23 protein-coding genes and 1 tRNA gene are annotated in these 25771 nt (G+C 55.8%); 20 read left to right on the top strand and 4 right to left on the bottom strand.

Annotation, left to right across the window (positions count from 1 at the left end; translation table 11 throughout):
- The first annotated feature begins 2 nt into the window (after positions 1-2).
- From L370_RS00025 to L370_RS00065, 9 genes are all read left to right on the top strand, one after another.
- A complete protein-coding gene (locus L370_RS00025) occupies positions 3-1163 on the top strand; it encodes a hypothetical protein (RefSeq protein WP_023336457.1) in 1161 nt (386 codons plus the stop codon).
- Positions 1150-4569 (top strand): ImcF-related family protein, encoded by a 3420-nt coding sequence (locus L370_RS00030; protein WP_023336456.1) that lies wholly within the window; start codon positions 1150-1152, stop codon positions 4567-4569. Before L370_RS00025 ends, L370_RS00030 begins: the two co-directional genes overlap by 14 nt.
- Positions 4569-6164, top strand: a complete 1596-nt coding sequence (gene tssA, locus L370_RS00035; RefSeq protein ID WP_023336455.1) for a type VI secretion system protein TssA — start codon at positions 4569-4571, stop codon at positions 6162-6164. Before L370_RS00030 ends, tssA begins: the two co-directional genes overlap by 1 nt.
- A 20-nt stretch (positions 6165-6184) precedes the next feature.
- Positions 6185-7948, top strand: coding sequence for a type VI secretion system baseplate subunit TssF (gene tssF, locus L370_RS00040; RefSeq protein ID WP_023336454.1), 1764 nt, complete (start codon positions 6185-6187; stop codon positions 7946-7948).
- Positions 7903-9006, top strand: a complete 1104-nt coding sequence (tssG, locus tag L370_RS00045; RefSeq protein ID WP_032666639.1) for a type VI secretion system baseplate subunit TssG — start codon at positions 7903-7905, stop codon at positions 9004-9006. Before tssF ends, tssG begins: the two co-directional genes overlap by 46 nt.
- Positions 8987-9523, top strand: a complete 537-nt coding sequence (tssJ, locus tag L370_RS00050; RefSeq protein WP_023336452.1) for a type VI secretion system lipoprotein TssJ — start codon at positions 8987-8989, stop codon at positions 9521-9523. Before tssG ends, tssJ begins: the two co-directional genes overlap by 20 nt.
- On the top strand, positions 9516-9968 hold the full coding sequence (gene tssE / locus L370_RS00055; protein ID WP_023336451.1) for a type VI secretion system baseplate subunit TssE: 453 nt from the start codon (positions 9516-9518) through the stop codon (positions 9966-9968). The genes tssJ and tssE overlap by 8 nt, the downstream gene beginning before the upstream one ends.
- 14 nt (positions 9969-9982) lie before the next feature.
- The gene (locus tag L370_RS00060) at positions 9983-10453 is read left to right on the top strand and encodes a hypothetical protein (protein WP_023336450.1); all 471 of its coding nucleotides are present in this window, start codon (positions 9983-9985) and stop codon (positions 10451-10453) included.
- A gap of 103 nt (positions 10454-10556) precedes the next feature.
- A complete protein-coding gene (locus tag L370_RS00065; protein WP_023336449.1) occupies positions 10557-11888 on the top strand; it encodes a VasL domain-containing protein in 1332 nt (443 codons plus the stop codon).
- A 50-nt stretch (positions 11889-11938) separates the two neighbouring features.
- On the opposite strand, the gene L370_RS00070 is transcribed toward L370_RS00065, so the two are convergent.
- Positions 11939-12010: transfer RNA gene (locus L370_RS00070), tRNA-Arg, on the bottom strand.
- A 75-nt stretch (positions 12011-12085) separates the two neighbouring features.
- Entirely contained in the window at positions 12086-13015 is a 930-nt protein-coding gene (locus L370_RS00075) for a formate/nitrite transporter family protein (RefSeq protein WP_023336448.1), read from the bottom strand.
- A 315-nt stretch (positions 13016-13330) separates the two neighbouring features.
- On the opposite strand from L370_RS00075, the gene mlaA reads away from it, so the two are divergent.
- The gene (gene mlaA / locus L370_RS00080) at positions 13331-14083 is read left to right on the top strand and encodes a phospholipid-binding lipoprotein MlaA (RefSeq protein ID WP_023336447.1); all 753 of its coding nucleotides are present in this window, start codon (positions 13331-13333) and stop codon (positions 14081-14083) included.
- 45 nt (positions 14084-14128) lie between these two features.
- Here the strand turns inward: mlaA and fadL are convergent, their stop codons facing one another.
- The gene (fadL, locus tag L370_RS00085) at positions 14129-15412 is read right to left on the bottom strand and encodes a long-chain fatty acid transporter FadL (RefSeq protein WP_023336446.1); all 1284 of its coding nucleotides are present in this window, start codon (positions 15410-15412) and stop codon (positions 14129-14131) included.
- A 372-nt stretch (positions 15413-15784) separates the two neighbouring features.
- On the opposite strand from fadL, the gene L370_RS00090 reads away from it, so the two are divergent.
- The 4 genes from L370_RS00090 to sixA all read left to right on the top strand — a co-directional run bounded on the left by L370_RS00090 (position 15785) and on the right by sixA (position 20469).
- Positions 15785-16069 carry a YfcZ/YiiS family protein gene (locus L370_RS00090; RefSeq protein WP_023336445.1) on the top strand — a complete coding sequence of 95 codons (285 nt, stop codon included), beginning with the start codon at positions 15785-15787 and terminating at the stop codon, positions 16067-16069.
- 247 nt (positions 16070-16316) lie between these two features.
- Positions 16317-17627 carry an acetyl-CoA C-acyltransferase FadI gene (fadI, locus tag L370_RS00095; RefSeq protein ID WP_032666638.1) on the top strand — a complete coding sequence of 437 codons (1311 nt, stop codon included), beginning with the start codon at positions 16317-16319 and terminating at the stop codon, positions 17625-17627.
- Positions 17627-19774, top strand: coding sequence for a fatty acid oxidation complex subunit alpha FadJ (gene fadJ, locus L370_RS00100; protein ID WP_023336443.1), 2148 nt, complete (start codon positions 17627-17629; stop codon positions 19772-19774). Before fadI ends, fadJ begins: the two co-directional genes overlap by 1 nt.
- Positions 19775-19983: 209 nt before the next feature.
- Positions 19984-20469, top strand: a complete 486-nt coding sequence (gene sixA, locus L370_RS00105) for a phosphohistidine phosphatase SixA (protein ID WP_023336442.1) — start codon at positions 19984-19986, stop codon at positions 20467-20469.
- A gap of 46 nt (positions 20470-20515) precedes the next feature.
- Here sixA and smrB read toward each other — a convergent pair whose 3' ends face one another.
- Entirely contained in the window at positions 20516-21067 is a 552-nt protein-coding gene (smrB, locus tag L370_RS00110) for an endonuclease SmrB (protein ID WP_023336441.1), read from the bottom strand.
- Between the two features lie 145 nt (positions 21068-21212).
- On the opposite strand from smrB, the gene prmB reads away from it, so the two are divergent.
- From prmB to L370_RS00140, 6 genes are read left to right on the top strand one after another with little or no spacing between them, the layout of a single operon-like run.
- Positions 21213-22145: a 50S ribosomal protein L3 N(5)-glutamine methyltransferase gene (gene prmB, locus L370_RS00115; protein WP_008502612.1), complete on the top strand. Its 933-nt coding sequence runs from the start codon at positions 21213-21215 to the stop codon at positions 22143-22145.
- 60 nt (positions 22146-22205) lie between these two features.
- Positions 22206-23291, top strand: a complete 1086-nt coding sequence (gene aroC / locus L370_RS00120) for a chorismate synthase (protein WP_023336440.1) — start codon at positions 22206-22208, stop codon at positions 23289-23291.
- Positions 23292-23293: 2 nt separating this feature from the next.
- Positions 23294-24118 (top strand): penicillin-insensitive murein endopeptidase, encoded by an 825-nt coding sequence (mepA, locus tag L370_RS00125; RefSeq protein WP_023336439.1) that lies wholly within the window; start codon positions 23294-23296, stop codon positions 24116-24118.
- On the top strand, positions 24118-24927 hold the full coding sequence (locus L370_RS00130; RefSeq protein WP_023336438.1) for a sulfite exporter TauE/SafE family protein: 810 nt from the start codon (positions 24118-24120) through the stop codon (positions 24925-24927). The genes mepA and L370_RS00130 overlap by 1 nt, the downstream gene beginning before the upstream one ends.
- The gene (locus L370_RS00135) at positions 24927-25472 is read left to right on the top strand and encodes an elongation factor P hydroxylase (protein WP_023336437.1); all 546 of its coding nucleotides are present in this window, start codon (positions 24927-24929) and stop codon (positions 25470-25472) included. The genes L370_RS00130 and L370_RS00135 overlap by 1 nt, the downstream gene beginning before the upstream one ends.
- Positions 25473-25485: 13 nt before the next feature.
- The gene (locus tag L370_RS00140) at positions 25486-25761 is read left to right on the top strand and encodes a YfcL family protein (protein WP_023336436.1); all 276 of its coding nucleotides are present in this window, start codon (positions 25486-25488) and stop codon (positions 25759-25761) included.
- Positions 25762-25771 lie beyond the last annotated feature (10 nt).

The following is a 25771-nucleotide window of genomic DNA, read 5'->3' as shown; positions in this document are numbered from 1 at the left end:
TTATGAGCTGGGAGCGTCAGAAAGCCACAATTGCTGCAGAACCTGATGAGCCTTCACTGGTCATCTGGCTGATTGCATGCCTTGTTGCTGTTATTGCTGGAGGGTTGCTCTTTTTACTCCACGCCAATCAGTTTCTGGGTGAATTGCAAAAATTTAACCTCTGGATTGTTGCCGGAAGTCCTCTTTTGATCTGGTTCGTGACGATTTGTATTCGCGGCTGGATGTATAACCACGCAATGGATCGTCACCAGTTTGAATCTGATGAAGCAGATTATGCACAGCAGCAATGGGTTTCCTGGGCCGGGCGTTATCTGGCGGTTCTGTATAGCCGGGTTATTCTGCCTGATAAATTGACACCATCAACATTTCTGCAGGCCCCCAGAGATCTCGAGCAGAGAAGCTCTCTTTCTCGGAGAATAACGTTACCTGCTGGCGAAGATACTTTTTCAGCATTGATTGGGGGCCTGGACATATCAGCATTACAGCGCTTATCAGACCTCCCTTTCCACGCAACCTTACTGACTGATTCACACGATCCTGATGAGAGATTGCAGAGAGAATTTACAGCATGCTGGCTCCAGTTAGTTGGAATGGCCTACCCCGTACCGTTACTGACGATTCTTAATGGCCGGGCCTTCGATTGGGTGGGCGAACGCCTTAAAGCCCCGATTCTGGATGTTGAGCTTTTGTTGGTTCACCAGACTCAGGGAGGGAATGAGTACAGTGATTCGCTCTCGGCTTTAATGCTGACTTCTGATGACGTCGCAACGAAGTATCAGCTAAACCATCACGCTCGTCTGCTTCGGCCTATGTCGATTGAATCAACCCAAATGCTGAGTAAAGAGCTCGATACCTTTTTCTCGACCCAGTCACAGGCTATTGCTGCGCGTGCAATTGTGGGTGACAGCATGGAGTGGGGCGATGATTTTTCTGCTCTACTGACCAGTGCAAAACAATATGGAGGCAGCTGGAAACCCCAGCAGTGCCACTGGCTGGAAAAATATGCCGGACTCAGTGGTCCCTTCTCACCGTGGATTATGGCCGCCGTCGTCAGTGATATAGCTCTGCTCACAAAAGAAGATTGCCTGATGCTTTCGGATGACAAAGAGCAGCGATTTGTAAATACCGTAACTACAGGGAATCTGATGAATGGCGAAGGATAGTTCAGTGTGGCGTGGTAACTGGGGTCACCTCAGCATTACCACACTAATTGCTGTTGCGATAGGATTGGTCATCTGGAAAAAGGGTGATGCGTTCGGACTGACAAGCAATGGACTAAAGTTGCTGGGATCTGTGGCAGCTATAATCCTTCTTTTGCTTGTCCGCCATGGCAAAATCATGAGTCTCGCGATTAAACAACAGTGGTCGCGTTTTCAGGGGAAGCGTAAAAGTGTCCTGCCGGCCGATGAAGGCCGCGTCAAGCAGACAGCACCACGCAATGTCACCGTTGATACAATCCGTGACGCCATGCGTAACCTCTACGGTCGTCGCTGGGCCCGTAAAACACGCATCCTGCTGGTCACTGGCACCGTCTCTGAGGTCGAACAACTGACTCCAGGTCTTACAGCTCAGCTCTGGCAGGAAGACCGCGGCACACTGTTGCTGTGGGGCGGTGATCTCAATACGCCAGCAGACAGTGCCTGGCTTACAGCGCTGCGTAAACTGCGCCGTCGCCCGGTAGATGGGCTGGTGTGGGTCACCTCTGCCTTTGACCAGCTTTCAGCACCAGGGCTGGAGCCGCCGCTGCCGGTACCGTCTGAAAGCACCATGGATTCCCTGTCTCACGCCATCAGCGCACGCATGGAGGCGCTTGGCTGGCAGCTCCCGCTGTATGTCTGGTCCCTGCACCCGCGCGCCGGTAAGCCGGAAGGGCGTATTACGCAGGCAACCGGCTGTCTGTTACCTGCCGGTTACCATACCGAAGGGCTGGCAGAACAACTCTCCGCCCTGACGCCGGATTTGACTTCACGGGGTCTTCAGCAGACCTGCGGTGAAGTGAAACATAACTTCCTGCTGACGCTTGCCGACCAGCTCATTCGTGAGCCGGAAAGCGTGACCGCACCGCTGTCGGTGATGCTCAATCCGTATCGCCCGCTGCCGCTGGCCGGCGTGGTGTTCAGTCAGCCTTCAGCCGGTGCCGAACGTGCCGTGCCGCACCACTGGGGCATGGATAAACGCTGGGATGTCCTGCCTGAGTCTGTCCGGACACTTCCTGCCGGGCTGCGTCCTCGCAAGCCCGGCATTCCCTGGCGCAAAGTGTTTGCGTCGGTTGTCGCCCTGTCGATGGTGGGCTGGGCCGCGTGGATGGGGCTTGCGTATGTCACCAACCGCAGCCAGATTGACGGCGCTAATGCCCAGGCTGCACTTGTCGCCCGGCAGAATCAGCCTCTGGAGCAGCGCCTGAACGCGCTGTCTGAACTGCAAAAAAACCTGGCCCGTCTGCAGTACCGTTCAGAACACGGCGTGCCGTGGTACGAGAAGGCCGGGCTGAGCCAGAACAATGCGTTGCTGGCCGCACTCTGGCCACGTTACCAGGACAGCGCATTGCCGCTGCTGCGGGATGCCGCCGCTGACCATTTGCAGGGACAACTGAATGCCTTTAATGCGTTGCCACCGGGCAGCCCGCTGCGCGAGCAGATGGCCAGAACCACTTATGACCAGCTCAAACTCTATCTGATGCTGGCCCGCCCGCAACATATGGATGCATCCTGGTTCAGTTCTGCGTTGCTGCAGGACTGGCCGAAGCGTGATGGCGTGAAAGATGGTGCCTGGCAGGGAATGGGGCCATCGCTGCTGTCATTCTATGGCGCACAGTTGCTCACACATCCTGAGTGGAAACTGCGAGCCGATGAAAACATGGTCAGCCAGGCACGCTCCCTGCTGGTTCGCCTGATGGGCGTGCGTAACAGTGAATCGACGTTGTATCAGAAGATGCTCTCTCAGGTGGCGCATCTGTATGTCGATATGCGCCTCGAAGACATGACCGGCGATACCGATGCTGCCCGCCTGTTCAGCACCACCGAAATCGTACCGGGGATGTTCACCCGCCAGGCCTGGGAGCAGGCCGTGCAACCTGCTATAGAAAAGGTGGTGAAGGCACGCCGGGACGAGCTTGACTGGGTGCTAACGGACAGCAAGCGTCAGGTGAATAAGCAGGACGAAACCTCGCCGGAAGCACTTAAAAATCGCCTGACGGAGCGTTATTTTGCCGATTTTGGCGGCGCCTGGCTGGAGTTTCTCAACAGCCTGCGCTGGAACCAGGCCACCACGCTGTCGGACTCCATTGACCAGCTGACCCTGATGGCCGACGTGCGTCAGTCGCCTCTGGTGGCGCTGATGAACACTCTGAACGTTCAGGGGCGTACCGGACAGACAGGCGAAGCAATATCAGATTCACTGGTGAAATCAGCCAAAAATCTGCTGGGTGGCGACAACAAAGATGCCATTGACCAAAGTGCCGGTGTTCATGGCCCGCTGGATGCGACCTTTGGCCCGGTCCTGGCACTGATGGACAAAAATCACACGGGAGCACAGGAGCTGAGTCTGCAGTCGTACCTGACGCGTGTGACGCAGGTGCGTCTGCGTCTGCAGCAGGTGACCAATGCCGCCGACCCGCAGGCGATGACCCAGACCATTGCCCAGACCGTATTTCAGGGGAAAGCTGTGGACCTCACCGAAACCCGCGACTACGGCAGCCTGATTGCCGCCGGTCTGGGGCAGGAGTGGAGCGGCTTTGGTCGAACGGTGTTTGTGAATCCAATGGAGCAGGCCTGGCAGCAGGTGCTGACCCCGGCGGCCGACAGCCTCAATGCCCAGTGGCAGCAGGCGGTAGTGGCTGAGTGGAACAGTGCCTTTGGTAGCCGCTATCCGTTTAACAACTCAAGTAGTGATGTCTCGTTGCCGCTGCTGGCCAAATACCTCAACGCGGATTCCGGGCGTATCGCTCAGTTCCTGCAGACCCGTCTCAAAGGCGTGCTGCACAAAGAAGGGAACCATTGGGTGCCGGACAGCATCAACTCGCAGGGACTGGCCTTTAACCCAGAGTTCCTCAATGCCATTAACACCCTGAGTCATATCTCGGATGTGGCCTTCACCGAAGGCAATGCCGGGATGAACTTCGAACTACGTCCAGGTACTGCCGATGGCGTGATGCAGACCACCATGATTATCGACAGCCAGAAGCTGGTATACGTTAACCAGATGCCAGCCTGGAAGCGCTTCACCTGGCCTGCGGATACTGAGGCTCCTGGTGCGAACTTAAGCTGGATAAGCACCCAGGCAGGCACCCGTCAGTATGCGGATATTCCAGGCGCCTGGGGCTGGATCCGACTGCTCGACAAAGCCGCCGTCAGTGCTTATCCGGGCGTGGGTAGCAGCTACAGCCTGAGCTGGACGGCTCAGGACGGTCGCACTCTCAATTATACCCTGCGTACCGAAGCGGGAGAGGGCCCGCTAGCGCTGCTGAAGCTGCGTAATTTCCGTCTGCCGTCGACCATTTTCAGCACGACAATCATGGCAGCATCAGACCAAATAGCCAGCACAGGAAATGATACAGAGGACGTATACTGATGAGCACGCTCAATGCCTTACTCAGCGCCTGCCAGACTGAGCAGGAACCTCTGCTCGCGGCCACCCGTGAGCGCGTGGCGCAGTGGGACAACTGGCTGCAGCCGCTGTCCGGTTCATCGCCCGCTGGCGAAGAGCCCGGCTATGACGATGACTTCCAGCAGATGCGCGAAGAGGTTAACAAACTCTCCGGCGCGGATACCGAACTCATCTGCCGGCTGGCGGAGAAGTTGCTGACCACTACCGCGAAAGACATTCGCGTCGCGACGTACTACTGCTGGGCGAAGCTGCACCGCGAAGGCGAGCAGGGACTGGCTGAAGGACTTGAACTGCTGGCCGGTCTGCTGGAGCGCTTTGGACCACAGTTGCATCCGCAGCGTGACCGCAGCCGTAAGGCGGCACTGGAATGGCTGGCGGGATCGCGAATGACTGACTCTCTTTCCCTGTACCCGGAAGTGGTCAGGATCGATGCGGTGCGTACCACCGGAGCACTGCTGCTGATTGAGCAACTGACGGAAAATGAGCCGGATGATACCCGACCGGAACTCAATACGCTGTATGGTGCTCTTGAAAGCCGCTTGCAGAAAGCGGGTGGTGTGGATGCGGTTGTTCCGCAGAACGCCAGCGCCAGCGAAACCCCTACGACAGCCAGCCACTACGATGCCCCGGTCATAGGACGTATTACCTCCGGTCAGGATTTGCTGGCACAGGCCCGTACGCTGGCCGAATATCTGCGCGAACAGCCGGACGGCTGGCTGTCAGCACACCATCTAATGAAAAGCTTGCGTCACGATACCTTGCGGGCCATTCCTGCCCCGGATGCACAGGGCCGTACCCGCATCGAACCGCCAAGAGCAGACCAGCGCGCGCTACTGAAACGCCTCTACTTGCAGCAGAACTGGGTTGAGATGCTGGACACGGCAGATAGCACTTTTTCCCGTGGTGCTAATCATCTTTGGCTGGATTTGCAGTGGTACATCTACCAGGCCCTGGCGAAATCAGGTCAGGACACTCTGGCTGGCATTATAGCCGCTGACCTGAAAGGGTTACTGACCCGCCTGAGCGGTCTGGAAACCCTCGCGTTCAGTGACGGAACGCCATTTGCGGATGAAGTAACCCTGAATTGGATCCAGCAAAGCGTGATGGACACAACTGGCGGGTGGGGCAATGACACCCCATCCGTACAGATGCCTGCCAGCAATGATGACATTCTGGCGCTGGAGCCGGAAGCCTTGGCGCTGGCGGACAATGAAGGCCCGGACGTCGCGCTGGCCTGGCTACAGAAGCGCCCGGGTGTGACCACCGATCGTCAAAAGTGGCTATTGCGTCTGCTAATGGGCCGCATTGCTGAGCAGTACGGTAAAAATGAGCTGGCGATGCATCTGTTTGCTGAACTGGGTGATCGCGCCAGAGACGTGACGCTCAGCAACTGGGAGCCTGAGCTGTTGTTCGAGGTACAGGCCCGCCATCTGAAACTCCTGCGCCTGAAAGCCGGTCGCAGTGAGGCTGATAAGGCCCGCCTTACACCGGTAATGGACCAGTTACTTGCCGGGCTGATAGCAGTCGATCCAGCCCGTGCCGCCGTGCTTTGCGGTTAAATCCACAGGAACAGAAATAAATGGAAGATTTGACCCTGCGTTATTACGACGCGGAAATGCGCTACCTGCGTGAAGCCGCGAAAGAGTTCGCGCAAACCCACCCCGATCGCGCAGCGATGCTCGACCTGGATAAGGCCGGCACACCCGATCCGTATGTTGAACGGCTGTTCGAAGGCTTTGCTTTCTCAATGGGACGGCTACGGGAGAAGATCGACGACGACCTGCCGGAACTGACCGAAGGGCTGGTCAGTATGCTCTGGCCACACTACCTGCAAACCATTCCGTCACTCTCGGTGGTTGCGTTCACGCCTGCGCTTCAGACTGTTAAGATGGCAGAAGTGATGCCCGCGGGTCTGGAAGTGTACTCCCGCCCGGTAGGGCCTAAGAATACAGTCTGCCGCTACCGCACCACCCGCGATGTGATGCTCAACCCGCTGAATATCTCCGGGCTGACCATGACCACCGAGCCTGACGGGCGTTCGCTGCTGCGGATGCGCTTTGCCTGCAGCACACAGGCGGACTGGTCTCATGCCGATCTCAGCCACCTGAGTCTCTATCTCGGCGCGGATGCGCCTGTCAGCAGTCAGTTACATCTGATGCTGACCAGGCGACAGGCTGCCCTGTATATGCGCCTGCCCGGGCAAACCGACCGCATTCGCCTTGACGGGTACTTCTCGCCGGGAGGATTTGCGGAGGATGATGGACTGTGGCCGAAGGGTGATACCGCCTTCAGCGGCTACCAGCTTCTGCTGGAGTATTTCACCTTCCGCGACAAGTTTATGTTTGTACATCTCAACGGCCTTAAGGGCATCACGCCGCCTGCCGGGGCGGAGTACTTCGACATCGAAGTTGTGTTCAGCACGCCGTGGCCATCAGACCTGCCGGTCACCGACGACGCGGTTCGTCTGCACTGTGTGCCGGTGATTAACTTGTTCACGCTGGAAGCTGACCCGCTCACCATTACCGGGCTTGAAAGCGAGTACCTGCTACGTCCTAAGCGACTGCAGGACGGACATACGGAGATTTATTCGGTGGATTCGGTTACCGGTTCAAACCGTACCAGTGATGCCGAATACGTGCCGTTCAGCAGCTTCCGCCACAAGGGGGGAATGATGCGCCGTCATGCGCCGCCCCGCTATTACCACACCCGCGTTAAGCGCGGTGTCACCGGGCTATATGACACCTGGCTTATCCTCGGCGGGCACCAGTGGGAAGATGACCGCCTGTTTGAGCGCGAAGCCGTGTCACTGCAAATCACCGGTACCAACGGTCAGTTACCGCGCCGGGCATTACAGAGTACGCTGCTGGATCGCTGTGAGCAGGTGGTACAGACGCCGCTGTCGGTAAGAAACCTCTGTAAGCCGACGCTGCCGGTTTACCCGCCTGCGGAAGACCGTTTCCACTGGCGGGTATTAAGCCACCTCGGTTCCGGATTTCTGAACATGATGAGCACCGCCGAAGTGCTGCGCGGGACGCTGGCACTCTATAACTGGCAGGAAGATGAACTGAACACCCGGCGCCTTGAGGCGATTCAGCATGTGGAGCATCATCGTCTTCAGCGCTTTGAGCAGGGCTATCTGCTACGGGGCCTGGATATCGAAGTGACCCTCGACAGCAATGGTTTTACCGGTGAGGGCGATATTCATCTGTTCGGTGAAATGCTTAACCGGTTTTTTGCGTTGTATGCCGATATGAACCAGTTCAACCAACTCACCCTCATCGTTCAGCCAGAAGGAAAATGCATCCGGTGGAAAGAGAATCACAGTCCGCGCCTGCCAGGCTGATGGAGCGGCTGGGTGACCGGCTGCCATATATCAACTTTTACCGCTTCTGTCAGTTGCTGGAGCAGAGCCAGCCGGACAAACCGGTTACGGGCAGCACCTGGCAGGTACGTCATGAGCCGGTACGTTTTCGACCGCACCCGGGGATGGGCTTCCCGGCTTCAGAAATCAGGTCATTCGAAGCTGCTGAGTACCCGCATCTTTCGCCGACGGTACGTATCACCTTTATGGGGCTCTACGGCGTGGAGTCCCCGCTGCCGACGCACTATATCGATGACATTACCCAGCGACGGGAAGGGTATGAGGCCACTGCGGATTTCCTCGATATCTTCAACCACCGGCTGATAGCACAGTACTACCGCATCTGGCGTAAATATTCCTACCCGGCAACCTTTGAGGAAGGCGGTAAGGACAACACCTCGCAGTATCTTCTGGGGCTGGCCGGGCTCGGGATTAACGGCTGCACGGACAATATCGCGACCCCGGCTTCGCGCTTTCTGGCACTACTGCCGGTCATGTTGCTGCCGGGGCGTACCGCGGAAGGCATGGCCTCGCTGGTGCGCCTGCTGGCACCCAACACGCAGGCGAAAGTCTGGCACTACGACAAACGCCGTGTGCCGCTGAAGAAGCTCCTGACCATGAGCGTCAGTCAGCCCGTCACCCTGACAAACCGTCCGGTGATGGGCAGCTATGCCACCGACGTAAACAGTCAGGTGCTGATGCATCTCACCACCACTGACCCGGCAGAAGTGCAGGGCTGGTTACCGGGTGGGGAGCTTCACACGGACCTGATGGCGCTGCTGCACGTGTATCTTGGGGCACGACTCGATGTCCGCCTGCAGCTGTGCGTCGACCGAACGCTGCTGCCTGACGCGACCATGAGCAGTAAACCCAACGCCGGGGCGGTGCAGCTGGGCCGCACTGCCGTGATGCGACCGCTGAATGCGGCTAAGACCGCATCAACCCCCAAAACGATCACCATTAATCTGGGCCGCTATGAGCGGGTACAGGAAAATATTCACCGCAGGGAGACCGATGAAGATGGCGATTACCGCTGGTAAATTTCCTCTGATTGCGCTGGCCGCCGGTATCACACTGATGCTGGCTGGCTGTGGGCTGACTCAAAAAGTGACAGACGGCACCGTTGCCGTGACTAAATCGATTTTTTACAAACAGGTAAAAACCCTCCACCTTGATATCCGCGCCCGTGAGGCCGTCAACAGCAATGCTGGCGGTGTGGCACTGTCGACGGTGGTACGTATTTACCAGCTTAAAGACCGCAAAACCTTCGACAGCACGGACTATCCGTCACTGTTTAAGGCTGACAGTCAGGCCATTAAAGCAGACCTGGTAGCGGAGAAAGATATCCGCCTGCAGCCGGGCGGGGCGGTACCGGTTGATATGCCGATGGAGGAAAGTGCGCAGTACGTGGCGGTGGCCGGGATGTTTATGTCACCAGATCAGGAAAACAACACCTGGCGTGTCGTACTGAGCCGCGATGACCTTGATCCGGATAGGGCGCGCGTCATCGAAGCGGGCAATAACCGCCTGACCCTGAAGGCGCTGAAAAATGAGTGATTCATCTCGTCCTTCATTGTATGAAACACTTTATGGCAACTTCACCGGCGGCCTCGACCTGCATCAGGTGAGCGATCAGAATCAGGTCATTCTCTCGGTATTAGACAACATGCAGCGCGTTCTCAACTGTCGCGCCGGCACGCTGGCGCATCTGCCTGACTATGGGTTGCCCGATATGACGAAAATCCTGCAGGGGATGCCGGGAACGGCCCATGAGCTTATGGGCATATTGTCTGCCGTCCTGCTCAAATATGAGCCGCGCCTGAAAAAGATAGACGTTGTTCTGCTGGAGCAGAACGTACCCGGCGAGTTGCGCTATGCCATTGACGCCGAACTTAAAGGGATTGGTCTGGTGCGCTACGGCACTGAGTTTATGCCCGAAGGACGGGTTCTGTTGCGGCATCTCAGGCAACAGCAGTATCTCGACACAACAACCCGTATATAAGGTCTGATAACACCATGTCCGTAAAATCACAGTTCCTGAAGAAGCTTCAGGACAGACAACCCGTTCCGGCTTCTCCTGGCAGTAAGAGCCAGGCTGATATTGCAGAGTTTCGCCTGAGGGTGGAGCAACTTCAGACACAGATGGATGAGTGGCTGACAGATACCGGACTGAATGTAGAGCCACTGACGGTATCCGTTCTGGATCTTCTGGTTGAAGGCGGGGCTTTCGAGATCTCCGGTCTCGTTTTGCACTATGACAGCCGGGCGGTCAAATTTATGCCAATCTTTCTGTATGGACAGGGCGTCGCGGGTTGTGTCGAGGTAACTTTCTGCTCCGGAGACAAGGTGATTTCTCAAGGACGCCTGTTCATGCGGGTGGGGAGCGTAAATGGCTGGTTCTTTACTCCCCCTGACACCTCATCCCGATCAGGACAACTATTTGATGAAGCTATTTTTTACGGTCTGATTTTAGCGCTGCTGCCATAGCGATAACATTTATTCCTTTTATGAGTCATTGCATTTTTAATCGCCAAATAGCCTTACAGATCAACTGACGAAATTCACCACACCGATATGCAGGCCCTCCAGGATGACCACACATATAACGCTAAAAACCGGCGGTGACCCGCGCACGCTGCCAGATTACGCCGCCCTCCGCGATGAACTCAGCAAGCTGACGCATCCAGCTCGCCCGGATGTGAACTGGCAATATGTCGAAAGACTCTGTCTCTCTCTGTTTGAACAAAACGGTGTGGAGTTGCAGACTGCGGCCTGGTACACCCTTGCCCGGACTCACCTGTCTGGATTAGCTGGCCTGAACGAAGGGCTGGCGATACTGGAGGCCCTGATTAGCCACCAGTGGGACGTTTTCTGGCCGCAGACGCTACGCGCTCGTCTGGAAATTCTTACCGGCCTGAGCCAGCGCCTGCAACAGCGTATGCGTATGCTTCCACTCAACAGCAGCCATCTCAGTGAGCTTTACAGTGCTGAAGCGTTGCTTACCAGCCTCTGTGCGGTGCTCCAGCGCCTTGAGCTCAAACACCTTAGCCAGTTCGATACGTTACGAACGTTGATACGTTCAAGTGCTGAACGGATGGAAAGCAGTAATGACGCATCAGATTTGAATGCGATCATAATGCCCGGTCGCGAATTACCTCAGGAGAGGGCAGAACCGATTGACGAAGTGAAATGGATCTATGTTGTGCAGCCGGAAAATCAGACGAATGCCGAGGAACGTACGACAGCGCACGGGTCAGTCAGACTATGGAAACCCTTTGTCGCCGGGATGGGTTCTACGCTGGTGGTATGCATCGCCGTAGCGTGGGGAGGGGGCTTTCTCTCCAGGCCCGATCCCTTAACGACTCAGGCTTTTGCCTCGCTGGCGCCGTTACCTGAAGTGCTTACGCCTGTTCAGCAAGACGCGTTAATACAGCGAGGTGCTTTACCGGCCACGTTTGTCACAGACACACAGCAGCAGCTTGCCCGACTGGATAAACTGCCTCCTGACTGGAATATCTCCTACAGCCTTCAGCTGTTAGCACAACTCCAGACATTGCGGCCGGATGAGGCGAAACCGCTCACCATGCAGTGGCAGCAGAAATTTAACGCGGCTGCATTGCCTGTCGACGCAATGAATAGCTGGTATCAGGGAATGATGAAGCTTCAGCAATTGAGTAATCGCCTGAGTAGTCTGGATGAACAAAAAGGAAAATATATAACGGTGAGCGAGCTTAAATCCGTGGTTTTTTCAACTATGCAGACATTTAACCATGCGATACCGGCTGAAGAGCAACTTAGACGTTTGTCGCAGTATCCTGCAGGAGATGCGCTTCCTGAAGCTGAAAAGACCCAACTGGAACTGCATCTTAAACAACTGGCAGCGCGGTATGCTCTGATAAAACAGGGTTCTTCTGCTCAGTGAATGCTGGCGGCGGACAGGTGAATATGCTGGAAAAAGCGAGGAGGTTAAAGTGTCCCCTGCAGGAATCGAACCTGCAACTAGCCCTTAGGAGGGGCTCGTTATATCCATTTAACTAAGGGGACGAGGCGGCACGAGTATAGCGTTATTTACACTTTGCGTTAAGCACATCGCCGCCTGACTGCTCAAAGAGTCACCATTCAGGTCGATTTTTTTGTCGATTTATCATCATTTTCCCGTGCCTTAAGCTCCGCTTTGCGTTTGTTCGACATGTCGTTACGGATTTGGGCATGGCTTAAAAGCGCGAAGATAAACGTTCCGCCGCAGATATTTCCCGCCAGCGTCGGAAGGGCGAACGGCCAGAAAAAATCGCTCCAGTGAAGCGTACCGTTAAAGACCAGATAGAGGATTTCCACGGTGCCGACCACAATATGCGTGGTGTCTGCCAGCGCAATCAGCCAGGTCATGAGTATGATCACCACGATTTTAGCGCTCCCCGCTGAAGGAAACATCCAGACCATCGTGGCGATAATCCAGCCAGAGATGATGGCATTTGAGAACATCTCGACCGGGGTGTTTTTCATCACATCCATGCCAATTTTCACAAACGCATCCCGGGTGGGTTCATCAAAGATCGGCATATATTCAAACGCCCATGCCGCGATGCCCGTGCCGATAATATTACCCAGCAGGACTACGCTCCATAGACGCATCAATAAACCGAAATTGCCGAGGGTGGGGTTTTGCATCACCGGCAGAACGGCAGTCACCGTGTTTTCAGTAAACAGCTGCTGGCGGGCCATGATGACAATAATAAAGCCGAAGGTATAGCCGAGATTTTCCAGTAAAAATCCGCCGGGTACGCCTTCGAGTTGAACATGAAATATCCCTTTTGCGAGGAGTGACGCGCCCATTGAGAGCCCGGCAGCGATAGCTGACCAGAAGAGGGCCATCGCGTCGCGCTCCATCTCTTTTTCGCCATCCTGACGTATATGCTCGTGGATGGCCATCGCGCGGGAGGGGAGGCGATCTTCGTCAATTTCTATCTTCTCACCGCGCGCTTTCTCCTCGCTTTCAATTTCAAGATCCTCAGTGTTCTCGCCAATTTTTTCTTCATTCACGTCTTTCATATTTGCTCCCGGAGGTTGATCTTTCTGTTAAGCGTAGCGGCTTTTATCGGGATGCCTGTGGGGATGCTCTTAAATTGGCGGCAATGACAACAAAGGTGATACATCTCTTTCAAAGACATTATAAAATTGGCAGCGAAACGAATTCCAAAAGCCAGGCTATGCTGAGATCAGAGTCACGGTGATTACTGCCCGTAATTGTGCTCATAGACATCGGTAAACGTGCTGTTACAATCGCTTGCACGTTTACAGACGGAGCGTCAACGGCTCCGTTACGGATGGCAATCAACGATAGCCATACTGAACAGGGAGATATTTATGAAACTTCGGCTGTCGGCGCTTGCGCTTGGCGCGACGATGCTTGTGGGCTGCGCCAGCTCCGGTGAGCAAACGGGACGCTCCGATCCTCTCGAAGGATTTAACCGCTCAATGTATAGCTTCAACTACAACGTACTGGACCCGTATGTGGTTCGTCCGGTGGCAGTAGCATGGCGCGATTATGTTCCACAACCTGCGCGTAACGGGCTAAGTAACTTTACCAGCAACCTCGAAGAGCCTGCGGTAATGGTGAACTATTTCCTGCAGGGTGACCCGTATCAGGGGATGGTCCACTTTACCCGCTTCTTCCTGAACTCCATTCTGGGGATGGGGGGCTTTATTGATGTCGCAGGCATGGCGAACCCGAAACTGCAGCGTGAACAGCCGCACCGTTTTGGTAGTACGCTGGGACATTATGGTGTCGGCTACGGCCCTTACGTTCATCTGCCGTTCTATGGCAGCTTCACCGTGCGTGATGACGGCGGTGATATGGTCGATACGCTGTATCCAGTTCTGTCGTGGCTGACCTGGCCGCTGTCGGTGGGTAAATGGACGGTGGAAGGGATTGAAACTCGCGCGCAACTGCTCGACTCGGATGGTCTGCTGCGCCAGTCTTCTGACCCGTACATTATGGTACGTGAAGCGTACTTCCAGAATCATGACTTTATTGCCAACGGCGGTAAGCTGAAGCCAGAAGAGAATCCAAACGCGAAGGCGATCGAAAACGAACTAAAAGACATCGATTCGGAGTAAATAAAAAAGGTGAGCAATGCTCACCTTTTTTTGATTTCAGCGCGATTAGAACGCGTAGTTGAAGTTCGTACCGAACAGCCAGGCTTTACCTTCAGAGGTAAACTCGTAAGGGCCTTCCTGGAACGTCACTTTCTGACCGTGCATATAAGATACGCCCGCATCGATGGACGCATTCTCGTTGAACGCATACGTCGCGCCTGCGCTTAACCAGAAGCGGTCCTGATCCGGAATAGAAATGGAACGTTTATCTGCCGGAACCGGGCTGTCGTCAAATGCGATACCGGAGCGGAAAGTCCAGTTTTTATCGTAGTAGTAGGTGGTACCCAACGCAATACGATAGGCGTCGTGGAAGCTTTCGTCCTTATAGAACAGCGTTTGACCATTGGTTCCGGTTGCTTTCAGCTCCTGGAACTGGCTCCAGCTGGTATAGGCCAGGCTGTAGTGAATAGCCCATTGTGGTGCAACGCGGTTGTAACCGGAGACTTCCCACATTTCTGGCAAATGCAGCGACAGTGAGCCTGGTACGGTCTGGTTTGACGTTCCCCAAGGAATGGTGGTGCCAGCACCTGGAACCAGATTGTTCACAGGCGTCAGGATGCCGCTCTTGTAATCGCCGTCGAAGTCAATTTTGACTTCAGAACGATAGGTCAGGCCCCAACGGTTGTTTTTGTCCAACTCGTACAGGATGCCGGCGTTCCAGCCATAGCCCCATTCATCACCTTTAAGACTGGCAATTTTGTTGCTGTTTCTTGGCAGACTGGAGGTTTGTTCCCCGGCATAACGTTCGATTTTGGCATCGGCGTAGACGGCATCAAAGCCCAGACCAAAGCTCCAGCTGTCGTTCAGGCGATAAGCACCGCTCAGGTTCAGGTTCAGCGTAGTAAGGTCTGTTTTACCGCCGTATTCACCTGCCGGGTAGTTGTTATTGAACTCGGTAGCAAGGCCGTAGTTAGACGTTACGGATGCACCCCAGCCAAATTGTTCATTGATAGGCGCAACGAAGTGCAGGTTCGGGATCCATGCTGTTGGGGCAATATTGTCCGCTTTAAGGCTCGCACCCGTATAAGGCGACTTACCAGAAACGTTGACATCAGGATCGATATAAACCGCACCGGCAGAAAATGTCGGACGATCAAACATCATGATCAATGCAGGGTTACGACTCGCGTTACCTGCATCATCAGCAATAGCGCCTTCCCCGGAATATGCACGGCCAAGGCCAGAGGAAGAAAATTCGTTTAACTGAAAGCCCGCTGACCAGGCGGAAGTGGAGACGAGTGCCACTGCGACTGCCAGCGCAGTCTTGTTGAACAGGGTTTTCTGGCTCATGACCATAACCTCATTGAGTTATTTTTATTCAATAATTGTTACATACCGTAACAGGAGCGCGAAGTGTAGGGTCTGAGGTATGACAGACAAATCAGACCAGTGGCCAGAGTATAGGTCCGACCAGCCGGAATGTTGCAAGTTTGTTTATTAATATTTTCAAACATGTTTCGTGAAACGAGATCTGGTTGGCAAAATTGTGACCATCGCGACTCACCCAAAAGGGTGGTTTTTGTTTTAGATCATTTTTTAGTGTGATATTGGTCACTTATCCGATTTTGCGCCATTAACGGCTGGAGAGAGCCCGAGCCGGGGCGTAAAATAGCAGCATCGTGTTTATCTCGCGCGCTGCGCGAATACAGAGGAAATTGAGCTATGAGTAAATGCAGTGCTGATGAAACCCCGGTTTGCTGCTGTATGGATGTTGGGACCATCATGGACAACACCGATTGCACCGCGTCTTACAGCCGTGTGTTCACCAACCGCGCCGAAGCGGAAGAGACCTTGGCCGCGCTGAGCAAGCGTGCGCGTGATGTTGAATCCGATCCGTGTGAAATTAAGTCGACCTTTACCGAAGTGGAAGGCGGCGTGAAGCTGGACATCGACTTTGTTTTCGCCTGCGAAGCAGAAACGCTGATTTTCCAGTTAGGCCTGCGTTAATCCTTAATTGCCCGGCGGCGCTTCGCTTGCACGGGCCTACGATCGTGTAGGCCGGGTAAGGCAACGCCGCCACCCGGCAACAAACCGCACAAATGCCTCTGCCATGCAGGGGCATTTTCTTTTTCTTCTCTGTGCCTTAGCTCGCACTTTTTCGTTTCCCCGATTGGCTGAATGTAAAAAAATGGTTAAGACTATTATCAGGTCAGACCACTTTATGTTTGCGAAAAATTTTTTACAGGGGAGTGTTATGAGTCAGGCATTACCGCTTATTACCCGTCAGGGCGATCGCATTGCCATAGTCAGTGGATTGCGCACGCCATTTGCGCGTCAGGCAACGGCGTTCCATGGCATACCGGCCGTCGACCTGGGGAAAATGGTAGTGGGGGAGATGCTGGCTCGCAGCGAAATTCCGCCTGAGGTCATCGAACAGCTGGTATTCGGTCAGGTCGTGCAGATGCCTGAAGCGCCCAACATTGCGCGGGAAATCGTCCTCGGTACCGGGATGAACGTGCATACGGATGCCTACAGCGTCAGCCGCGCCTGTGCAACCAGCTTCCAGGCCGTGGCTAACGTCGCTGAAAGCCTGATGGCGGGCACGATCCGCGCCGGGATTGCGGGTGGGGCGGACTCCTCTTCGGTGCTGCCGATTGGGGTCAGTAAAAAGCTAGCGCGCATCCTGGTGGATGCCAATAAAGCCCGTACGACGGGTCAGAAACTCAAACTCTTCTCGCGTTTACGCCTGCGCGACCTTATGCCCGTACCACCTGCCGTCGCGGAATACTCCACCGGCCTGCGCATGGGCGATACCGCAGAACAGATGGCTAAAACGTACGGCATTACCCGTGAACAGCAGGATGCCCTGGCGCATCGTTCACATCAGCTTGCGGCAAAAGCCTGGTCTGAAGGCAAGCTGACCGACGAGGTCATGACCGCCTATATTCCTCCTTACCGTGAACCGCTCGCGGAAGATAACAATATTCGCGGCACCTCGACGCTTGCGGATTACGCAAAGCTGCGTCCGGCGTTTGACCGCAAACACGGCACGGTGACGGCGGCGAACAGTACGCCGCTCACGGATGGTGCCGCTGCCGTGATCCTGATGACAGAATCCCGCGCGAAGGAGCTGGGCATCACTCCCCTGGGCTATTTACGCAGCTATGCCTTCACCGCCATTGATGTCTGGCAGGACATGCTGTTAGGTCCGGCGTGGTCCACGCCGCTGGCGCTGGAGCGCGCGGGGCTAACGCTGGCTGATTTAACCCTGATTGATATGCACGAAGCGTTTGCTGCGCAAACTCTGGCAAACGTTCAGCTGCTGGCAAGCGAGCGTTTCGCGCGCGATGTACTGGGCCGCGCCCACGCCACAGGCGAAGTGGATCAGAGTAAATTCAACGTGCTGGGCGGCTCTATCGCCTATGGTCATCCGTTTGCCGCCACAGGGGCGAGGATGATCACACAAACGTTACATGAACTCCGTCGCCGTGGCGGCGGGTTTGGCCTTGTCACCGCCTGTGCGGCGGGCGGTCTTGGCGCAGCAATGGTTCTGGAGGCTGAATAATGGATATGCCATCTGCATTTAATCTGACGGTTCGCCTCGATAACGTGGCCGTTATCACTATTGATGTGCCTGATGAAAAGATGAATACCCTGAAGGCCGAATTTGGTGTTCAGGTGCGCGCGATGCTAAAGCAGATCCGCGACAACAAAGCCATTCGCGGCCTGGTGTTTATCTCTGCCAAGCCGGATAACTTTATCGCCGGGGCGGATATCAACATGATCGCCCGGGCGCAAAGCGCGCTCGAGGCCGAAGAGCTGGCGCGTCAGGGCCAGCAGGTGATGGCGGAGATCAACAGCCTGCCGATCCCGGTCATCGCCGCGATCCACGGCGCCTGTCTGGGCGGCGGGCTTGAGCTGGCTCTGGCGTGCCACAGCCGGATTTGTACTGACGATGCGAAAACCATCCTGGGTTTGCCGGAAGTGCAGCTGGGCCTGCTGCCTGGCTCCGGCGGAACGCAACGGCTGCCGCGCCTGGTGGGCGTCAGCACCGCGCTGGAGATGATCTTAACCGGTAAACAGCTGCGTGCCCGTCAGGCGCTGAAAGCCGGTCTGGTCGATGACGTCGTGCCGCAGTCCATTTTGCTGGAGGCCGCCGTTGCGCTTGCGCTGAAAGGGCGTCAGGCAAGACGTCCTCTGCCGGTACGTGAGCGCGTGCTGGCTGGCCCGCTGGGAAGAACGCTCCTGTTCAACATGGTGGGCAAAAAGACCGAACAAAAAACCAAAGGCAATTACCCGGCAGCAAAGCGGATCCTTGAAGTGATCGAAACCGGGCTGTCGCAGGGCAGCAGCAGCGGCTATGCCGCTGAAGCGAAAGCTTTTGGCGAACTGGCGATGACGCCACAGTCTCAGGCATTGCGCAGCATCTTCTTCGCCAGTACGGACGTGAAAAAAGATCCCGGTAGCGAGGCGCAGCCCGCTCCGCTGCGGGCCATTGGCGTGCTGGGTGGCGGGCTCATGGGCGGCGGAATCTCTTTTGTTACCGCCAGCAAAGGCAAATTGCCGGTACGAATCAAAGACATTACTCCTAAAGGGATCAACCACGCGCTGCAGTACAGCTGGCAGAACCTTGATCAAAAGGTCAAACGCCGCCATATCAAGGCAAGCGAGCGCGATAAAACCCTGGCGATGATCTCCGGCACGACGGATTACAGCGGTTTTGCGCACCGCGATCTGGTGATTGAAGCCGTGTTTGAGGATCTGGCGCTTAAGCAGCAGATGGTGGCAGACGTTGAGCAACATTGCGCCCCGCATACCATTTTTGCCTCCAATACGTCGTCATTACCGATTGGCGATATCGCGGCGAAAGCCGTGCGTCCGGAGCAGGTAATCGGACTGCACTTCTTTAGCCCGGTCGAAAAAATGCCGTTGGTGGAAGTGATTCCGCACGCGACCACCAGTCCGCAAACTATCGCCACGGTAGTCAAGCTTGCGAAGAAGCAGGGGAAAACGCCGATCGTGGTAGCAGATAAAGCCGGCTTCTACGTTAACCGCATTCTGGCTCCCTACATTAATGAAGCAATGCGGTTGCTGACGGAAGGCGAGAAAATCGAACACATCGACGAAGCGCTGGTAAAGTTTGGTTTCCCCGTTGGTCCAATCCAACTTTTGGATGAGGTGGGAATAGACACCGGCACTAAAATTATACCAGTGCTGGAAGCCGCCTATGGCGATCGTTTTAGCCCCCCTGCAAACATTGTTTCTGCAATTTTGAAGGACGATCGCAAAGGCAGAAAAAATGAACGCGGTTTCTATCTTTACGGCGCGAAAGGGCGTAAAAGCAAGAAACAGGTCGACCCTTCGGTTTATGGGCTTATTCCGACCACCGGACAGGGAAAACTGTCCGCCGTTCAGTGCGCTGAACGCTGCGTGATGATGATGCTCAATGAAGCGGCGCGCTGCTTTGGTGAACAGGTGATCAAGAGCGCACGCGATGGTGACATTGGCGCGGTTTTTGGCATTGGTTTCCCGCCGTTCCTGGGCGGGCCGTTCCGTTACATGGATACGCTCGGCGCGGGTGAAGTGGTTGCTATCCTGCAACGTCTGGCTTCGCAATATGGTCCACGGTTTACACCGTGTGACGAATTATTGCAGATGGCGGAACACGGCCAGACATTTTGGCCTGCAAGGGAAACTGTCCTCGTAAGCTGAGGTCGAAGAAGGGTAAATCCTGAAGTGAATGAACCTGTTCTGGCGATTTTGTAAACAGAGATTGACTATACTTACGCCATTGAGGTAAAAAACAGCGTTTCATTCACCGAATGGATCAGGCACAATGCCCGGCCATCGGGTTTTCTACCTCTCAGCATTTATCGCGGGTAGTTAACGCCGGTGATTCTGGTTAACAAAAGCGGTGCAATATGCAAGTTTTTATCATGCGTCACGGCGACGCGGCACTCGATGCCGCCAGTGACTCAGTACGACCTTTGACCGTCTGCGGCTGCGACGAATCTCGTCTGATGGCGACCTGGCTTAACGGTCAAAAAGTGGACATCGAACGCGTTCTGGTGAGTCCGTTCCTGCGTGCAGAACAGACGCTGGAGGTGGTAGGGGAGTGTATGAACCTGCCATCCAGCGTGGATGTTCTCCCTGAACTTACCCCCTGTGGCGATGTAGGCCTTGTCAGCGCTTATCTTCAGGCGCTGTGCAATGAAGGTGTCGCTTCCGCGCTGGTCATTTCCCACCTGCCACTGGTTGGCTATCTGGTATCTGAGCTGTGCCCTGGCGAGACCCCGCCGATGTTCACGACATCCGCGATTGCCAATGTTTCTCTCGACGAAACGGGCAAAGGTGTCTTCAACTGGCAAATGAGTCCGTGCAACCTGAAGATGGCAAAAGCGATCTGACGTGACGTGCGATATGGCGGGGTGCAATGTGCTTCCCGCCATTCTGTCAGGGCAACTCTGGCGGCTGCCACTCTTCCACTTCAATCAACACCAGCAATGCGGCATCTCCGCCGTACTCTTTGGGTGCCTGATGAAAAGCCATCACGTGTGGATGCTGAGCCAGCCACAGCGGCGTCTGTTGCTTGAGGATATGTTTACCGTGGCCATGCATCACGCAGGCGCAGAAAACATGTTCACGGCGACAGGCTGCGATCAATGCCCCCAGCTCCTGTTTCGCCTGCATCTGCGTTAAACCGTGCAGATCGAGAAACAGCTCCGGCGAATAATCTCCGCGACGTAATTTTTTCTGCTCAAAATGGCTGACGTCTTCGCGTACGTATTTTACAGCCCCCTGCGTATTGAGCAGCGGCTGAAATTCATCTGAAAAATAGTGGCTGTTATCCGCCTGCTCCTGCAGCAGGCGTTTGACCGGTACTTCGCTGATTTTTTTGCGCTGCGGGCGATGGACGATGGTATCCTGCGTGATTTTACGCGTCCCGGTCATTAGCTGTTGGAAGAGCGCCTGATCCTCCTCGCTGAGCGATGTTTTCTTTTTCATTCGTCATTCTCATCTCGTATTTCCGACAGTGTACCCGACTAAACGCATTTTTTAACCTCAAGCGCGACGCGTCATTGCTGATTTATCGCCGTCTTCATGGCAAACTAGCCGCCGAAAATTATGCGAGCATGCCCTGGAGGAAAGAGTGGATAAAATATTTGTCGATGAAGCAGTAAACGAGCTGCATACCATACAGGACATGTTGCGCTGGTCGGTTAGCCGCTTCAGCGCCGCCAATATCTGGTACGGTCACGGTACCGATAACCCGTGGGATGAAGCGGTGCAGCTGGTGCTGCCGTCCCTCTACCTGCCGCTGGATATCCCCGAAGACATGCGCACCGCGCGCCTGACCTCCAGCGAAAAACACCGTATTGTTGAGCGCGTGATCCGCCGCGTGAACGAGCGCATTCCGGTGGCCTACCTGACCAACAAAGCCTGGTTCTGCGGCCACGAGTTCTATGTCGATGAACGCGTGCTGGTGCCGCGCTCGCCGATTGGTGAGCTGATCAACAATCACTTTGAAGGCCTGATCGGCCATCAGCCGCAGCACATTCTGGATATGTGTACCGGCAGCGGCTGCATTGCCATTGCCTGCGCGTACGCCTTCCCGGAAGCGGAAGTGGACGCCGTCGATATCTCCACCGACGCGCTGGCCGTGACCGAGCACAACATTGAAGAGCACGGGCTGATCCATCACGTTACGCCAATTCGCTCCGATCTGTTCCGCGATCTGCCAACGCTGCAGTACGATCTGATCGTCACCAATCCGCCGTACGTCGATGCGGAAGACATGTCCGATCTGCCGAACGAATACCGTCACGAGCCGGAGCTGGGTCTGGCGTCAGGCTCTGACGGCCTGAAGCTGACCCGCCGCATTCTGGCCTGCGCGCCGGATTATCTGACCGACGATGGCGTTCTGATTTGTGAAGTGGGCAACAGCATGGTACATCTGATAGAGCAGTACCCGGATGTGCCGTTCACCTGGCTTGAGTTCGACAACGGCGGTGACGGCGTCTTTATGCTGACCAAAGCGCAGCTGCTCGACGCGCGCGAACACTTCAGCATCTATAAAGATTAATCCAGCGGGCTTCGGCCCGTTTCACAACGCTCAAACACAAACAACAACATCGGAGCCGTGATGGCAGGAAACAGTATTGGACAGTTATTCCGCGTGACCACCTTTGGCGAGTCGCACGGGCTGGCGCTGGGCTGTATCGTTGATGGCGTACCGCCAGGCATCGAACTGACCGAAGCCGATTTACAGCACGACCTCGATCGTCGTCGTCCGGGCACCTCTCGCTACACCACGCAGCGTCGCGAGCCGGACCAGGTCAAAATTCTCTCCGGCGTCTTTGAAGGCCGCACCACCGGGACCAGCATCGGTCTGCTGATTGAAAACACCGATCAGCGCTCCCAGGACTACGGCGCCATCAAAGACGTCTTCCGTCCAGGCCACGCAGACTACACCTACGAACAAAAGTACGGCTTCCGCGACTATCGCGGCGGCGGACGTTCTTCCGCGCGTGAAACCGCGATGCGCGTGGCTGCAGGGGCGATTGCGAAAAAATACCTGCAGCAGAAATTTGGCATCGTCATTCGCGGCTGTCTGACCCAGATGGGCGACATTCCGCTGGCGATCAAAGACTGGGATCAGGTTGAACAAAACCCGTTCTTCTGCGCCGATGCCGACAAGCTGGAGGCGCTGGATGAACTGATGCGCGGTCTGAAAAAAGAGGGCGACTCCATTGGCGCGAAAGTGACCGTGGTGGCCGACGGCGTCCCGCCAGGCTGGGGCGAGCCGGTATTTGACCGTCTCGACGCCGACATTGCCCACGCGCTGATGAGCATCAACGCGGTGAAGGGCGTAGAGATTGGCGACGGCTTTGACGTGGTTCAGCTTCGCGGCAGTCAGAACCGCGACGAAATCACGAAGGCGGGCTTCCAGAGCAACCATGCGGGCGGCATCCTGGGCGGGATCAGCAGCGGGCAGCAGATTGTTGCCAACATCGCGCTGAAGCCGACTTCCAGCATTACCGTGCCGGGCCACACGATTAACCGCTCTGGCGAAGAAGTTGAGATGATCACCAAAGGACGTCACGATCCGTGCGTGGGGATCCGCGCGGTGCCGATCGCAGAAGCGATGCTGGCGATCGTGCTGATGGATCACTTCCTGCGACAGCGCGCGCAGAATGCGGATGTGACGACCACCATTCCACGCTGGTAAACATGAAAAAAACCGCAATTGCTCTGCTGGCGCTGCTCGCCAGTGGAGCCAGTCTGGCTGCGACGCCATGGCAAAAAATCACCCACCCGGTGGCAGGGAGCGCGCAGTCCATTGGCGCCTTTTCCAACGGCTGTATCGTCGGTGCCCAGGAGCTGCCTCTTCAGTCTGATACCTATCAGGTGATGCGTACCGACCAGCGGCGTTATTTCGGCCACCCGGATCTGGTGCTGTTCATCCAGCGTCTGGGAAACCAGGTGCATAACCTGGGGCTGGGTACGATGCTGATTGGCGATATGGGGATGCCTGCCGGCGGTCGTTTTAACGGTGGACACGCCAGTCACCAGACCGGACTGGATGTTGATATCTTCCTGCAGCTGCCGAAAGCGCGCTGGACGTCTGCCCAGCTGCTGAAGCCGCAGGCGCTGGATTTGGTCGCAAGCGACGGCAAGCGCGTTGTGCCGTCCCTGTGGACGCGGGAGGTCTCCAGCATGATCAAGCTCGCGGCAGAAGATAACGACGTCACGCGGATTTTCGTCAACCCAGCCATCAAGCAGCAGCTCTGCCTGGATGCCGGAACCGATCGCGACTGGCTGCGCAAAGTACGCCCGTGGTTCCAGCATCGCGCGCACATGCACGTTCGTCTGCGCTGCCCGGCGAACAGCCTGGAATGTGAAGATCAGCCGCTACCACCGCCAGGCGATGGCTGCGGTGCGGAACTGCAAAGCTGGTTTGAACCGGCAAAACCTGGAACCTCTAAGCCTGAGAAGAAGACACCGCCTCCGTTGCCGCCTTCCTGCCAGGCGCTACTGGATGAGCATGTACTTTAATGGATAATTTCGTCGATCTGTTTATGGTGTCACCGCTGCTGCTGGCGGTGCTCTTTTTTGTTGCGATGCTCGCCGGGTTTATCGATGCGCTGGCGGGTGGGGGCGGTTTGCTGACGGTTCCGGCGCTGCTGGCGGCGGGCATGAGCCCGGCTCAGGCGCTGGCTACTAACAAGCTGCAGGCCTGCGGTGGGTCGCTCTCAGCGTCGCTCTATTTTATCCGTCGCAAGGTGGTGAGCCTGGCCGATCAGAAGCTCAATATCCTGATGACCTTTATCGGCTCGACGTCGGGCGCGCTGCTGGTTCAGCACGTGCAGTCCGATATTTTGCGCCAGATCCTGCCGATTCTGGTCATCTGCATCGGGCTTTACTTCCTGCTGATGCCAAAGCTCGGTGAAGAAGACCGCCAGCGTCGCCTGTACGGCCTGCCGTTTGCCCTGATTGCCGGGGGCAGCGTGGGTTTTTACGACGGTTTCTTCGGGCCGGGTGCCGGTTCATTTTATGCGCTGGCCTTCGTGACGCTGGCCGGGTTTAACCTCGCCAAATCCACCGCTCATGCCAAAGTGCTCAACGCGACCTCAAACGTCGGCGGCCTGCTGCTGTTTATCATCGGCGGTAAGGTCATCTGGGCAACCGGATTTGTGATGATGGCAGGACAGTTCCTGGGCGCGCGCGCGGGCTCGCGTCTGGTGTTAAGCAAAGGACAAAAACTTATTCGCCCGATGATCGTCATCGTCTCGGCCGTAATGAGCGCCAAACTTCTTTATGACAGCCATGGACAGGAGATCCTCACCTGGTTGGGGATGCACTAATGAACAGTACGCATAAATACGAACAGCTGATTGAGATTTTCGACAGCTGTTTTGCTGACGATTTTAATACCCGTCTGATTAAAGGCGACGACGAACCGATCTATCTTCCTGCTGATGCAGAGATTCCGTATAACCGCATCGTTTTTGCCCACGGCTTTTACGCCAGCGGCTTGCACGAGATTTCGCACTGGTGCATTGCGGGGAAAGCGCGGCGCGAGCAGGTGGACTTCGGCTACTGGTACTGCCCGGACGGACGTGACGCCGCCACGCAGGGACAGTTTGAAGATGTGGAAGTGAAGCCGCAGGCGCTGGAATGGCTATTCTGCGTCGCGGCGGGTTTCCCGTTCAACGTGAGCTGTGACAACCTCGAAGGCGACTTCGAGCCAGACCGTATCGTCTTCCAGCGCCGCGTGCATGCGCAGGTGATGGAATATCTTGAGAAAGGCATCCCGGCACGTCCAGCACGCCTGATTGAGGCCTTACAGAATTATTACCACACGCCGGTTATCACGGCGGAATGCTTCCCTTGGCCGGAAGATCTTTAACAGAGGAAAGAAGATGATCGCAGAATTTGAATCACGCATTCTGGCGTTAATTGATGACATGGTGGAACACGCCAGTGATGATGAGCTGTTCGCCAGCGGTTATCTGCGTGGTCACCTGACGCTCGCGGTAGCCGAGCTGGAAGCGGGTGACGATCACTCTGCCGACGCCGTTCACGCTGAAGTGACCCGCAGCCTGGAAAAAGCCATTCTGGCCGGGGAGCTCTCTCCGCGCGACCAGTCGCTGGTGCTGGGCATGTGGGACAATTTGTTCCAGCAGGCTCAACGCTAAGTCATCGTAT

Source organism: Enterobacter sp. MGH 24, assembly GCF_000493015.1.
Taxonomy (GTDB): Bacteria; Pseudomonadota; Gammaproteobacteria; order Enterobacterales; family Enterobacteriaceae; genus Enterobacter.
This window is presented reverse-complemented; position numbering and strand designations above follow the sequence as displayed.